Genomic DNA, 12,698 nt, shown 5'->3' on the forward strand with positions numbered 1-12,698 from the left:
AGGTCTCCTGTTGGTTTTCTTGACGATGAAAGTCGTTCAGCCCGCCGCGCCCCACACGGCCAGCGCATCGAGCGCCTCGACGGTGCGGCCGTCCACCCGCAGCGGGTTGACTTCGAGCGAGACCAGTTCGGGGCCGAGCGCGAGCGCCGCGTTGCCGATGGCGGCCACGGCCTCGGCGATGGCGTCGCGGTCAGCCGCGGGCGCGCCGCGCCAGCCGTCGAGCAGGCGCGCACCGCGCAGCTCGGCCAGCATGTCCTTCACCTCGGCGGGTGTCACGGGCAGCAGGCGCAGGCTGGTGTCGCGCAGCGCCTCGACCCAGATGCCGCCGAGCCCCACGGCCAGCGCCGGGCCCCACTGCGGATCGCGCACGGTGCCGACGAACAGCTCGAGCCCGCCCTGGCGCATCGGCGCGACCAGGATGCCGTCGATCTCGGCCTCGGGCCGCGCGGCGCGCACGCGCGCATCCATCGCCTGCCAGGCGGCACGCACCGCGTCGGCGCCCTGCAGGTTCAGCGCCACGCCGCCGACCTCGGTCTTGTGCGCGATCTGCGCCGAGGCGATCTTCAGCACGACCGGGCCGCCGAGCTCCTGCGCGAAGCGTGCCGCCTCGTCGGCGCTGCGCGACAGCCGCACGGGCACCACCGGCACACCGCGCTGCGAGAGCCAGTCGAGCGTCTCGCGCTCCGATCGCAGAGGCGACGCGGGCGGCGTGGCCGATACCGCGGTGGCCATGACTTGCGCGCCCTGACGCCGGCGCAGCGTTTCCGACCAGCGGCGCACCGCACCCGCCGCGCTCATCGCGTGGTGGATGCCGCAGGCGATGTGGCGGATGCCGGTCTCGGCGATGAGCTCGCGCGACCGCTCGCTCACCTGCATCACGTAGTGGCTGCAGACGATGGCGGGCACCGGGCTGGCGGCCAGGCCGCGCGCCACCTGCGCCAGCACGGCGCGGTTCAGCGGCGTGTCGTTGGCCGGCGCGTTGGGCACGTCGGCCACGACGATGGCGGCGCCCAGCGCGGGGTCGCGCACCAGCGCTTCGAGCGCGTTGCCGAACAGCTCGGGCTGCAGCATGGCCGCGCCGGTCACGTCCAGCGGGTTCTGCGGCGTGCCGTAGCCCGGCAGCACCTCGCGCAGCGCGGCCTCGGTGGCGGGCGCGAGCGGCGTGAGCGCCAGGCCTTCTTCTTCGGCGCGCTCGGCAAAGATCTCGCACATGCCGCCCGACATCGACACCGCCGCCAGCCCGCCGGCCGCGAAGGGCCCGGTCATGCTGGCGAAGGCGGCGGTGAACACCAGGTCTTCGATGGAACGCACGCGCATCAGGCCCAGGCGCTGGCACATGGCGTCGAACACGCGGTCGTCGCCCACCAGCGAGCCGGTGTGGGCCTGCGCGGCCTGCGCCGTGATCTCGCTGCTGCCCATCTTCAGCACCACGATGGGCTTGGCCACGGCCAGCGCGCGCTCGGCCGCGGCGGCAAAGCGCTGCGGGTCGCGCACGGTCTCGGCGAACACGGCGATGGAACGCGTGTGCTCGTCGTCCACCAGGTAGTCGATGACCTCGGCGATGTCGATGTCCGACTCGTTGCCGGTCGAGACCATGCGGCTCAGGCCGATGCCGTGCACCTGCGCCATGAACGACAGCTGCCCCGCCAGCGCACCGCTTTGCGACACGATGCCCAGCGTGCCCGCCGGCAGCGGCTCGCGCAGCGAGGCGGTCCACACGGCCGAGCGGTCGACGTAGTTGACGAAGCCCAGGCAGTTCGGCCCGAGGATGCGCAGGCCGCGCGATCGCGCCTTGGCCGTGAGCTGGCGCTGGCGCTCACGGCCTTCCTCGCCGGCTTCGGCGAAGCCCGAACTCAGCAGCACGGCGTTGCCGATGCCCGCGCGCTGCAGGTCGGCCAGCGCGTCGTCGAGCGCGTCGGCCGGCACCATGAGCAGCGCCGTGTCGACCGGCTCGCCGATGGCCTCGGCCGAGGTGGCGGCCGCGATGCCGTGGAAGCTGCCGCCGCGCCGGTTGACCGGGTAGAGCTGGCCCGCGTAGCCCAGCGTGCGCAGGCTGGCGAGCGCCGCGTTGGACCACACCGAGCGCTCGGTGGCGCCGACGAAGGCGATGGCCTTGGGGTGGAGGAAGCAGTGAAGAGAAGAAGAAGAGGAAGAAGAAGTCATGGCAGCAGGAAGGAAGGTCGGGTTCAGTCGTCGAGCTTGATGCGCAGGTCGCTCACGAAGCGCTTCTCGTCGGCGTAGGTCTTGTGCGCCCAGGCCGTGTAGGCGGGGCTGTCCATGTAGAACCGGACGTAGTCGTTCAGGTCGAGCGTGCGCAAGAACTCGGGGTCGTCCACCGCCTTGCGGAAGGCCTCCTGCAGCGCCTGCACCACCTTCGGGTCCATGCCGCGCGGGCCGGCGATACCCCACGAGCCGTTGGCCACCACGTCGTAGCCGAGTTCCTTCACGGTCGGCACGTTCAGCCGCGTGGGCGAGCGCGCCTCGTTGAAGGTGGCCAGCAGGCGCACGCGCCCACCCGCCACGGCGGCGCCGAAGCCGGCCTCGGAGACCGCGTCCACATGGCCGCCCATGAGGGCGTTGTACAGCTCGGCCGCGCCCTTGAAGGGAATGAAGTTGAACTTCACGCCGGCCAGCGCGGCCAGCCGCTCCATCGACACGTGCGAGGTGCCGCCGCGCCCAGTGGTGCCGTACGACACCTCGCCCGGCTTGGCCTTGGCCGCGGCCAGCAGCGCGTTCAGGTCTTTCCACGGCGCGTCCTGGCGCACCGTGATGCCCAGCGTGGCGGCCGTCACGTTGGCCACGTAGGTGAAGTCGGTGGCCGGGTCGTAGCTCACCTTCTGCAGATGCGGCAGCCGGTACAGCGAACTCAGCATGAGCGACAGCGTGTAGCCGTCGGGCGCGGCCTTGCGCGCCATGGTGGTCGGCGCCAGCGTGGCGGCCACGCCGGGCTGGTTGAGGATCACGATCTGCTGCTTCAGCTCGCGCGAAGCCGCCAGGGCCAACGCGCGCGCCTGCACGTCGGTGGCGCCGCCCGCGGGGTACGGCACCAGCAGCGTGATCGGCTGCTTGCCGAACAGGCCCTGGGCGCGCGCCAGGAAGGGCAGCGCGGTGCCCGCGGCGGCGAGTGCGGCGCCGTGGATCAGGCGGCGGCGCGCCGGGTCGGTCGGGAAGGAATGCATGGCTTGTCTCCGGTCGGTCGAACAGTCGAATCGTTCGTTCTGCGGCGATGGTCGCGCGCAGCCCTGTGCCGGTCACCGTCGCTTCGGACGACTTTGGCCGCTGCAGCGCTTTCGATCCCGTCGCTTCCGACGATGCCGGCGCGGCGCGTCCCTTCCATACTCGGCGCACAACAACGAACCGACCGACGGAGACCGCAGTCCATGGACCTCACCCAGCCCCTGCACAAGGCCCTGCAGGAACGCCCCGGCGCCACCGCCCTCGTGTGCGGCGAGCGCCGCAGCACCTTCGCCCAGTTCGTCGACCGCGTGGCGCGGCTGGCGGCCGTGCTGCAGTCGCTGGGCCTGCAACCCGGCGACCGCGTGGGCCTGCTGGCGCTGAACTCCGACCGCTACGTGGAGTACCTCTACGCCACCTGGTGGGCGGGCGGCGTGATCAACCCCGTCAACATCCGCTGGAGCGCGCGCGAGGTCGCGTACTCGCTGGACGACTGCGACACGCGCATCCTGCTGTCCGACGCGCACTTCGGCGCCGTGGCGCAGCAGCAGCGCGAGCTCTCGCGTTCGCTGAAGACGCTGGTGCATTTCGGCGACGGCCCCGCGCCCGACGGCATGGCCGACGCTGAAGCCCTCATGGCGCAGGCGCAGGCGCAGCCCGTGCCAGACGCGCGGCGCGGCGGCGCCGACCTGGCCGCCGTGATGTACACCGGCGGCACCACCGGCCTGCCCAAGGGCGTGATGCTCACGCACGGCAACCTCTACACCGGCCAGCTCTCGGCCAACATGGCCGCCACGCGCCCCGCTGAAGCCGTGGGCCTGAACATGGCGCCCATGTTCCACGTGGGCGGCACCGGCCTCACGCTGCAGCTGATGATGCGGCTGTGCACGCAGGTCATCATCCCGGCCTTCGACGAAGTGAAGGTGCTCGAGGCGATCCAGAACGAGCGCGCCAGCGAGACCTTCATGGTGCCCACCATGCTCAAGCGCCTCATCGAGCACCCGCGCTTCGACGAGTTCGACACCACCCCGCTACAGCTGGTGCTGTACGGCGCCGCGCCCATCGACGACGCGCTGCTGCTGCAGGCCATCGACAAGCTGCCGCGCGCGGGCTTCTGCCAGCTCTACGGCATGACCGAGCTGTCGCCCGTGGTCACCGTGCTGCCCACCTGGTGCCACCACCCCGACCAGCCGGCCGCGCGCCGCCGCTCGGCCGGGCGGCCCGTGCCCATCGCCGAAGTGCGCATCGTCGATGCCGAGGGCCACCCCGTGCCCCACGGCACCGTCGGCGAGATCGCCGCGCGCGGGCCGATGGTGATGGCCGGCTACTGGAACAAGCCCGAGCAGACCGCCGAAGTGTTGCGCGATGGCTGGATGCACACCGGCGACGGCGGCGTGATGGACGCCGACGGCTTCGTCTACGTGGTCGACCGGCTCAAGGACATGATCGTGAGCGGCGGCGAGAACATCTACTCGGCCGAGGTCGAGAACGCCATCACCCAGCTGCCGCAGGTCTCGATGTGCGCCGTGGTCGGCGTGCCCGACGACCAGTGGGGCGAGCGCGTGCATGCCGTGGTCGTGCTGCGCGCCAGAGAAAGCCTGAGCGCCGAGGCGCTGGTGGCGCACTGCAAGACGCTGATCGCCGGCTACAAGTGCCCGCGCAGCGTGGAGTTTCGCGAAGAGATTCCGCTGTCGCCGGCGGGGAAGATGCTCAAGTACAAGCTGCGCGAGCCGCACTGGGAAGGGCGCGCGCGCAAGGTGGGGTGACGCGCCGGCGAGTGTGTCTGGGTGTGTACGGGTGTGTTTCACCTGCTTGGGGTATGGTGGCGGGCCGCCACCTGCACCCACTGCGACATGCACCGCCGCCTCCTCGCTCTCGCCCTGCCCTGCTTTCTGCTCCTTGGCCTGTCGCCCGCCTTTGCGAACGGCAGCCTGCAGTGCGACGGCCGGCCGTACGCGGTCGAGATCCAGTTCAGCCTCTCGACCGGCCAGCTGACCGAGCTGATCGTGGCGAACACCGCCTCCGGTGCCGACGAGACCGAGCGCTTCAGCCTGCAGCAGCGCTTCGTCGACCATCGCCGCCAGTTCATGCGCGCGCGCGGCACCGGCCTGGACCGTCCGCAGGTGGCCGTGGCGCTGCGCGTGGCCGGCGCGACCGGCACGCTCAGCTACCGCGGCACGCAGTACGAGCTGCGCTGCAACTGGACCGCGCTGGGTTGACCCACCCTGTCGTGCGTTCACGCTTCGCATGCCGCAAGACCGCACCCTTCTCTATGCCGGACGCGGGTTCGAGGTGGCGCATGTGCGCCTGCACGCGCCACAGGGGCTCGCGTGGAGCGACCTGTACACCGTGGCCTCGCCGCGCGTGGTCTTCCCCATCGGGCGCACGCGGCTCGACGTGCGCTCGGGCGAGCACACCTGGCTGACCGACGCGCTCACCGCCATCCGCTTCGGCGATGCCACCGCCTACCGGCTGCGGCCCGAGACCGCGACCGTGCGGCACAGCCTCGTGGTCAGCGGCCACGCATCGGTGAGCCCGGCTCAGGGTGCAAGCGCTGTGGGCCTGAGCGTCTGCCTGCTGACGCCGCAGACGCTGTACCGCATGCATGCGGCACGGCGCCAGCTGCCTGACACCGACAGCGCACAGGCCGCGGCCCTGGTGGCCGCGCTCGTCGCCGAACTGGGCAGCGCGCCGCACCAGGCGCCCTGGCATGGCGCCGTCGCGCGTGCACGGCAACTGCTGCTGTCCGAAGGTTGCGGCCCGGGCGCGCGGCCTGCTCTCTCGCTGGACGAACTGGCCGAGGCCGTGTCGCGCTCGCCCTTTCACCTGGCGCGGCGCTTTCGCCAGCAGACCGGCCTGAGCCTGCACCAGTACCGCCAGCACCTGCGGCTGGCCTCGGCGATGGAGCGGCTGGCCGACGGCGAACGCGACCTAGCCGGCCTCGCGCACGACCTGGGCTACTGCAGCCAGAGCCACCTGGGCGCCGTGTTCCGGCGCGGCGTGGGCGTCACGCTCGGCGAGGCCCGCCGCGTGCTCGGGCCGGCCGGCGCAGGCGCACGAATCTGATAGCTTTCGCGCCGGCCGGGCCACAGACTGGCCCGATGACGACATCGCCTCGCACCCTTTGGACCGGCGCGCTCGCCGCGCTGGCCGCCGCCCTCATCGGCAGCGCCTGGCAGCTGCTGTCGCGCCACGGCGTGACCGCCACCGCGCTCGGGCCGATGGACCTCGCGCTGCTGCGCTACGGCATTCCCGCGCTGCTGCTCAGCCCGCTGTGGCTGCGCGGCAGGCTCGTGCCGCCGGGTGCATCGCGCGGCGCGCTCGTGCTGCTCGTCGTCGGCAGCGGCCTGCCCTTCGGCCTGCTGGTGCTGGCTGGCGCGCAATGGGCGCCCGCCAGCCACATGGGGATCTTCATGGCCGGCAGCCTGCCGCTGTTCACCGCGCTGGGCGCGTGGGTCTACCGGGGCGAGCGCGTGCACGGTCTGCGCCTGCTCGGGCTGGCCGGCATCGCCGTCGGCATGGCCGTGTTCGCGGCGGGCAGCTTCGGCGAGGGCCTGCGCCAGCAGCACTGGCGCGGCGACCTGCTCTTTCTGCTGGCGGCCCTGCTGTGGACCGTCTACTCCCTGGCCTTCGGCCGCTGCGGCATGAGCGCGTGGCAGGGCGCGGCCTTCGTCAACGGTGCGTCGACCCTGCTGCTGTTGCCGCTGCTGTGGCTCGCCGGCCCGCCGCGCCTGTTCGCCGCGCCATGGACCGACATCGCGATGCAGGCCGCAGGGCAAGGCGTGGTCGCCGGCCTGCTGGGGCTGGTGGTCTACGGCGTCGCGATCACGCGGCTGGGCGCCGCACGCGCCGCGCTGTCGTCCGCGCTCGTGCCCGTGCTGACCACACTCGGCGCGGCGTGGTGGATGAACGAGCCCGTCACGCGCCCCGCGTTGCTGGCGCTGTCGTTCGTGGTGCCCGGCGTCGTGCTCGCGAGCGGCGCGCTGCGGTGGCGGGTGGCCGCGCCACGCGACAGCGAACGGCAGACCCCGGGGCAGAATGCGGCGGCGTCCCTGCCCACTTCCGAAAGCACTCGCCCATGAAGAAAAAGATGAATCGCCTTCGCACCGCCGCGCTCGTGGCCGCCTCGTTCGCGTCGCTCTTCACCCTCAGTGGCGCGAGCTGGGCGCAGCGACCGGAGCCGCAACAACAACAGCCGCAGGTACAGCAGCAGCCACTGCAACGCAGCGTCGTGCGCGTGCCCACGCCCTTCGTCGAGAACGGCGCGCCCGTCACGCTCGAGATGGTCATCTACAAGCCCGACGGCGCCGGCCCGTTCCCCACGGTCGTGTTCAACCACGGCTCCACCGGCATCGGCAACGACCCGGCCTTGTTCAAGCAGACCTGGGCCCCCGAGCGAACCGCCCGCTGGTTCACGCAGCGCGGCTGGCTCATCGCCTATCCACAGCGGCGCGGACGCGGCCAGTCGGACGGCCTGTACGACGAAGGCTTCACCGCCAAGCGCGAGCACTACAGCTGCGAGCCCGCCATCGCCCTGGCCGGCTTCGACCGCGCCGTGGCCGACCTCGACGCCGCCATCGCGTGGCTGCAGCGCGACCCCGACGTCGACACCCGCCGCATGGAAATCGCAGGCCACTCGCGCGGCGGCATCCTTGCCGTGGCCTACGCGGGCCTGCACCCCGACATGTTCCAGGGCGTCATCAACTTCGTCGGCGGCTGGATGGGCGACAAGTGCCCCGGCAACGCCGCCGACGCCATCAACCCCGCCACCTTCCGCCGCGGCGCGGCCTTTGCCAAGCCCACGCTGTGGCTCTACGGCGAGAACGACCCGTTCTACGCGATGTCGCACAGCCGCAAGAACTTCGAAGCCTTTCGCGACGCAGGCGGCAAGGGGCGCTTCGAGAGCTTCACGCTGGAGGCCGGCATGAACGGGCACGGGCTGATTGCGCAGCAGGGGCTGTGGGGGAAGACGGTCGAGGCGTATCTGGCGGCACCGTGAAGTAGTGCGCCAGCGGTGATCGGGAGCGCCTGCGCTGCGGCCATGTCCGTGGCTATACTGCGCCGATCACGTCCACACAGGGCGTGATCGGGATTGGCGTCCCGATGAAATCACTGCGACGTAAAAGCCGCAGCCACCCCGCAGGGTCTGCGGCTTTGTCGTTCGTGCCTCCTTCCTGTTTAGGCGGCTCGATGGGCGGGCGCGAGCCCGGCCGGTTTCACGCAAGTGGTTTCCCGGTACGCCAACCCGTCGAGCTGCCGCCCTCAATTGGCGTTGGGTGCGTCGGTTTCAGCAAATCGAAACCCTTGGAGGCCATTCATGGCTGCATCTGCATCTCCCCGCGCATGCGCGCACGCGTCTTCGCTTTCTCCATCTTCCGAAACCGCCAGTGCCGAATCGCTCGCGCTGCAGGCGTGTGATGACGTCGACAGTCTTCATGCAGTGCAACGGGCCTACGCGTGTATTGAGAAGCTCATCGTTCCGCAGCGTGTGGGGGATACGGAAGAGGTCTTTCCGACGCGTACGGAGTTGGGGGCGTTGGTGCGGTTGGTGAATGAGGAACTGCAGCGGCGAATCGAGGCCGCCGATGTCACGACGCAGTCGCTGCGTGCGGCCCTTGGTGAAGGCGGCGTGCAATGAGCGCCTCGCACGATTCATCCCTCTTCGAATCGGCTCGAAACGGAGGCTGAAAGACCCAGCGGCGCGCCGACGGGCCGGGGATAGCCCACTTCGCTCAGGATTTCGTCGAAGTTCAGACGCAGCAGTTCGACAAGCTTGTCGATATCCCGCAGTTTCATGGTCCCGTTCGCTATCAAGTTTTGTGCACGCTGCTCTGACGTGCCGAGCGCACTCGCCACGTCGCCGAGGGTGAAACCGGCAGCAGCAAGCTCTCTTCGAAGAATGGCGAGTAAATGCGGCGTTCCGTGCATCGCTGGACTGGCAGTAGTGATGCCCGCGCTCGAATCGCGCGGAGCTGTTCCGCGCGATTGTTCCGAGCATGGCGATGATCGCGGCGTGTTATCCGGGAGGTAGCGCCTCCTGCCACTCCGGGTATCCCGGTATCGCGGACCCGCGCAGGGCCTTTTTGCTTCATCCTGCCCGGCTTCACCTGCCGGAATTTCGGGACGGAGGCGGAGGGCAAAATGCGCCTGAGCGACCGCCCGTCGATGCTGTGAACTTGTTGCAAGCGACTTGGCCGCACCTCTTCGCGCCGTCATCGGGCGATCCGTGCAAACGACATGCAGGGACATCTACGAAATGAAAGACATGAAAACGCCTCTGCGACGGCAGTTGAGTGGCGATCTGCTCCTGGCAATGAAGGCGAAAGATTCCGTCGCAATCTCGGCATTGCGATCCGTTCTTTCCGCGTTGGACAACGCTTCGGCCGTTCCGGCAAGCACTGTCCCCGTTCCAGTCTTCGGTCTGAATGGCGACGTTCCCAGAAGAGAGCTTTCGGACATGGATTGCCAGGAGATCATCGGCGCCGAGATAGGCGCCTGGTCTTTGGCGGCCCAAGAGCATGAGCGCCTTGGGAATGGCGATGAAGCGGCCCTCTTGCGTGCGCAGAAAGCTGCGATCGAGCGCTACATGGGAACCGGTGAGCGCACCCCACGGGCCCTTTCAACCGATCGTGACGGAAACGCCGCTGCTGGTGAGCGGTGAGGTCAGGCGCCGGACGTGAGTGAAGCGAGGCGGGCCGCGTCAATCAGCACTGCGAAACCTCTTCAGGCTTGCCTGCACGACGCCGCCTCCATATCACGGCGTCCGCCAAGTAGTGATGGAAGTTCAAGACGAAGTGCGCAATAAGAACCGTCGGAAGCCCCAGCCAAAGAAGGCTCTCTCCCACATGATCGGCGGCCACGAACAAGGCAGCTCCCCCGATGGAACACGTCAGAAAAAATGTCGCTGGCGATTTCAGAACCTCAACCAACGACTTGCGTCGCACCGAAGCACTGTCTGATTCTTCGCTGCTTTGTCCCGTCATGACTTCGGTCCGCCGTTGGCGATAGACGAATATCAGGTACTGGATGTTGTGCCAGACGTTGACCACCAACCAGCCCACCGTGATGTCGCTGATCCAGACATAGCCAACCAACGAAATCACCAGGTGCGAGAGCACGAAGCTGTTGAAGGGCTCATTCGCCGGCTTCTCGCTCCTGGCCTGCATCATCAGGCGAGCGAACCAGAACAATGCGCCGGCGATGGCCGCGATGCCCACTGCAAAGGTCAACTCCTGCGGAACGGGAGGAAACCAGATGGGGTACCCCAGGAAGCTTTGGGGCGCCTGCGCGCTGCGATGCAGGTACCCCCACGCGGGAAACAAATAGACCAGCAAATAGGGCAGCTTCCGGAAAGGCACCTGAAGCCGCCGGTCATGACGTCTGGCGATTCCATAGCTTTGGCGGGCAACATGGAACGTCTGAAGCACGAAATACAGGGCAAGCAACCCGGCCGCTTCATAGGCCAGCGCAATGACCGTCAAAGCCGCCAATATCAAGAGAGGTGCGACAACGATCAGGACCCAGCGCAGGCGAAGGTGCGAATAGATCGCGCCGATGCGCGTGTAGGTCGCAACCAGATGAGGATTCGCCAGCAGCCATACATTGATATAGAGAATGGCCAGCATCATCGGCGCGGACCACGATGCCAGCGCGCCGGCCGTCAGCGCTGCGAACAGGTTGCCAAAGATGAGCCAATGCTCCTGGCGCATCGCGGTGTTGGTGCCGCTCCCAGCCGCAAGCTGCGCCTGGGCGGTCATGTCGCCGCAACCGGCATGGGCGGAGGACGTGGCGACCCGAGGGGCGCTGGTTTGGGCGGCACCGAGAACACGGAGCGAGGTCGCAGATAACGTCCGAGGTCGGCACGCATGCTTTCGTATGCCGCATTCCGCGCTGCCGTGAATCTCGACTCGAGGCTCGCACGGCTCACGACGCCGGACAGACCCGCCGGGGGAAGTTGCTGGTGCGGATCGAAGTATTCAATGACCTCGCAGGGGTAGCAATGGCCGTCCGCGTCGTACTGGCTGAGGACCTTCACCTTGTAGACCACCCCGCCCTCCTTGGCCGGATCCACGGGAAAACTGAAAGCCAGAATGAGCTCGGGGGCCTTCGGAGGAGCCTCGCCTTCAATGGGCTGGAAGCCAGCGCTCTGGTAAGCGCGAACAATGTTCTCCTTGAGGCTGGGCAAACGGAGGCCAACGAAGGCGTTGCCGAACAAGGTCTTTTCCCCTTCCCATTGCCGCTTGTAGTCGAACCGAAACGCAGGGTCGATATGTTCGCGCCCGGCAGACTCGATCGTCGCGTACGCGTTGTCGATCGCCGGCAAGAGCCGCGCGCTCAGGTCGTACTGAGCCATCCACGGAAGCGCCTTGACCTCTGGCGCGTTTTTTATCTCGAAGAATCTCAAGTAGCATGGATTGCACTTCTTCTTTCCATCGAGCAGCTCCTCGGCAGATACGAGAACTGTCGGCACGAACCGCCACTTTGGATCGGCATTGAATTTGAACTCGAAGATCGTCGACTTGTTCTTCTGCTGGCCCACAGCCACAAGAGAGAAGTCCGACTTCTGGAACGCCTTGTTCACCATCGACCTGAATTCCGCCCCGCTGATATTTCGGTAGGCGGCGACCGGAAGAGCGGGCCTTGCGCTCTTGTAGCTGAGATCCAGAACGCTTCGATACAGCTCCGGCTGGGCGAATGCGGTCAGCCCGACCAGCAAGAAGCATCCGCCAAGCAAAGCTTTGCGAATGCCGGAAGTAAATGCCATGTGTGCTCCCTGTAACAGCGCCCGTGTGTGCGTGGACTCGCCATTGGCGCAAATTGTTTTTTTGACGAATGTCCAATACCGGCCGATAACGCGGCCCCGAATCGTCGCATGGAACCTCTCTGCGAGATAGGCACGGCCTTGGTTAAACGCCTCAGACAAGCATCCATCGGCACGATGGAATTCGGCGTTTAGCGAAAAAGTTCCGAGACCCATTGGGGGCTCAAACATCTGTTGCCCGCAAACGACGGCTTCCGCCTACAGAGCGCCCCCTCCATTTGTGTCCCCAAATTGAGCACAATCCCCCCATGCCAAACATCGCCTCCATCCTCAAAGCCGAAATCTCCCGTGTCGCTCGCAAGGAAGTGCGAGCGGAGATCGAAACCCTCAAGAAAGCCTCCGTCGCACACCGCGCATCGATTGCCGACTTGCGCCGTCAGGTGAGCGCGCTTGAAAAGGAATTGCGCAAGGTCGCCAAGGGCTCCGCGCGCCAGGCGCCGGCCGCCGCCGGTGCTGCGGGCGATGACGCCGACGCGGGCGGTCCCAAGCGCCGCTTCAGCGCCAACCGGCTGGCCGCGCACCGCGCCAAGCTCGGGCTGTCCGCGGCGATTTATGGGCAGCTGGTCGGCGTGTCGGGCCAGACGATCTATCACTGGGAACAAGGCAAGGCGCGCCCGCGCGCGGCGCAGCTGGAGCGACTGGCCACGGTGCGGGAACTGGGGGCGCGCGAGATCGCAGAGCGGCTGGAAGCACAGTAAGTAGG

Annotated in this window: 13 protein-coding genes; 8 read left to right on the forward strand and 5 right to left on the reverse strand. The window is 68.1% G+C overall.

Translation table 11 applies throughout. The features are described 5' to 3' along the window. Positions 1-36: 36 nt before the first annotated feature. Together ACAM42_RS28660 and ACAM42_RS28665 are read right to left on the reverse strand one after the other, a co-directional pair. The gene (locus tag ACAM42_RS28660) at positions 37-2,163 is read right to left on the reverse strand and encodes an acetate--CoA ligase family protein (RefSeq protein ID WP_369630179.1); all 2,127 of its coding nucleotides are present in this window, start codon (positions 2,161-2,163) and stop codon (positions 37-39) included. Positions 2,164-2,186: 23 nt separating this feature from the next. Further along, positions 2,187-3,179 (reverse strand): tripartite tricarboxylate transporter substrate binding protein, encoded by a 993-nt coding sequence (locus ACAM42_RS28665; protein WP_062475192.1) that lies wholly within the window; start codon positions 3,177-3,179, stop codon positions 2,187-2,189. Positions 3,180-3,380: 201 nt separating this feature from the next. Between ACAM42_RS28665 and ACAM42_RS28670 the strand changes: the two genes are divergently transcribed. The 6 genes from ACAM42_RS28670 to ACAM42_RS28695 all read left to right on the forward strand — a co-directional run bounded on the left by ACAM42_RS28670 (position 3,381) and on the right by ACAM42_RS28695 (position 8,812). Next, complete coding sequence (locus ACAM42_RS28670) at positions 3,381-4,940, forward strand: long-chain-fatty-acid--CoA ligase (protein WP_369630180.1); 1,560 nt, start codon at positions 3,381-3,383, stop codon at positions 4,938-4,940. An 87-nt stretch (positions 4,941-5,027) separates the two neighbouring features. After that, positions 5,028-5,393, forward strand: coding sequence for a hypothetical protein (locus ACAM42_RS28675; RefSeq protein ID WP_354344656.1), 366 nt, complete (start codon positions 5,028-5,030; stop codon positions 5,391-5,393). 28 nt (positions 5,394-5,421) lie between these two features. Further along, positions 5,422-6,240: a helix-turn-helix transcriptional regulator gene (locus ACAM42_RS28680; protein WP_369630181.1), complete on the forward strand. Its 819-nt coding sequence runs from the start codon at positions 5,422-5,424 to the stop codon at positions 6,238-6,240. A 35-nt stretch (positions 6,241-6,275) separates the two neighbouring features. Further along, positions 6,276-7,256, forward strand: coding sequence for a DMT family transporter (locus tag ACAM42_RS28685; RefSeq protein ID WP_369630182.1), 981 nt, complete (start codon positions 6,276-6,278; stop codon positions 7,254-7,256). 8 nt (positions 7,257-7,264) lie between these two features. Beyond that, entirely contained in the window at positions 7,265-8,173 is a 909-nt protein-coding gene (locus ACAM42_RS28690) for an alpha/beta hydrolase family protein (protein ID WP_369630183.1), read from the forward strand. 318 nt (positions 8,174-8,491) lie between these two features. Continuing rightward, positions 8,492-8,812 carry a hypothetical protein gene (locus ACAM42_RS28695; protein WP_369630184.1) on the forward strand — a complete coding sequence of 107 codons (321 nt, stop codon included), beginning with the start codon at positions 8,492-8,494 and terminating at the stop codon, positions 8,810-8,812. Positions 8,813-8,826: 14 nt separating this feature from the next. Here the strand turns inward: ACAM42_RS28695 and ACAM42_RS28700 are convergent, their stop codons facing one another. Then, positions 8,827-9,102 (reverse strand): helix-turn-helix domain-containing protein, encoded by a 276-nt coding sequence (locus ACAM42_RS28700; protein ID WP_369630185.1) that lies wholly within the window; start codon positions 9,100-9,102, stop codon positions 8,827-8,829. A 337-nt stretch (positions 9,103-9,439) separates the two neighbouring features. On the opposite strand from ACAM42_RS28700, the gene ACAM42_RS28705 reads away from it, so the two are divergent. After that, entirely contained in the window at positions 9,440-9,835 is a 396-nt protein-coding gene (locus ACAM42_RS28705; RefSeq protein WP_307696449.1) for a hypothetical protein, read from the forward strand. Positions 9,836-9,878: 43 nt separating this feature from the next. Here ACAM42_RS28705 and ACAM42_RS28710 read toward each other — a convergent pair whose 3' ends face one another. Together ACAM42_RS28710 and ACAM42_RS28715 are read right to left on the reverse strand one after the other, a co-directional pair. After that, positions 9,879-10,931 (reverse strand): hypothetical protein, encoded by a 1,053-nt coding sequence (locus ACAM42_RS28710; RefSeq protein WP_369630186.1) that lies wholly within the window; start codon positions 10,929-10,931, stop codon positions 9,879-9,881. After that, complete coding sequence (locus tag ACAM42_RS28715) at positions 10,928-11,938, reverse strand: hypothetical protein (RefSeq protein WP_369630187.1); 1,011 nt, start codon at positions 11,936-11,938, stop codon at positions 10,928-10,930. Before ACAM42_RS28715 ends, ACAM42_RS28710 begins: the two co-directional genes overlap by 4 nt. Positions 11,939-12,243: 305 nt before the next feature. Between ACAM42_RS28715 and ACAM42_RS28720 the strand changes: the two genes are divergently transcribed. Next, positions 12,244-12,693, forward strand: coding sequence for a DNA-binding transcriptional regulator (locus tag ACAM42_RS28720; RefSeq protein WP_070062806.1), 450 nt, complete (start codon positions 12,244-12,246; stop codon positions 12,691-12,693). The last annotated feature ends 5 nt before the right edge of the window (positions 12,694-12,698 follow it).

It is taken from the genome of Variovorax sp. V35 (assembly GCF_041154465.1).
Lineage (GTDB): Bacteria > Pseudomonadota > Gammaproteobacteria > Burkholderiales > Burkholderiaceae_C > Variovorax > Variovorax boronicumulans.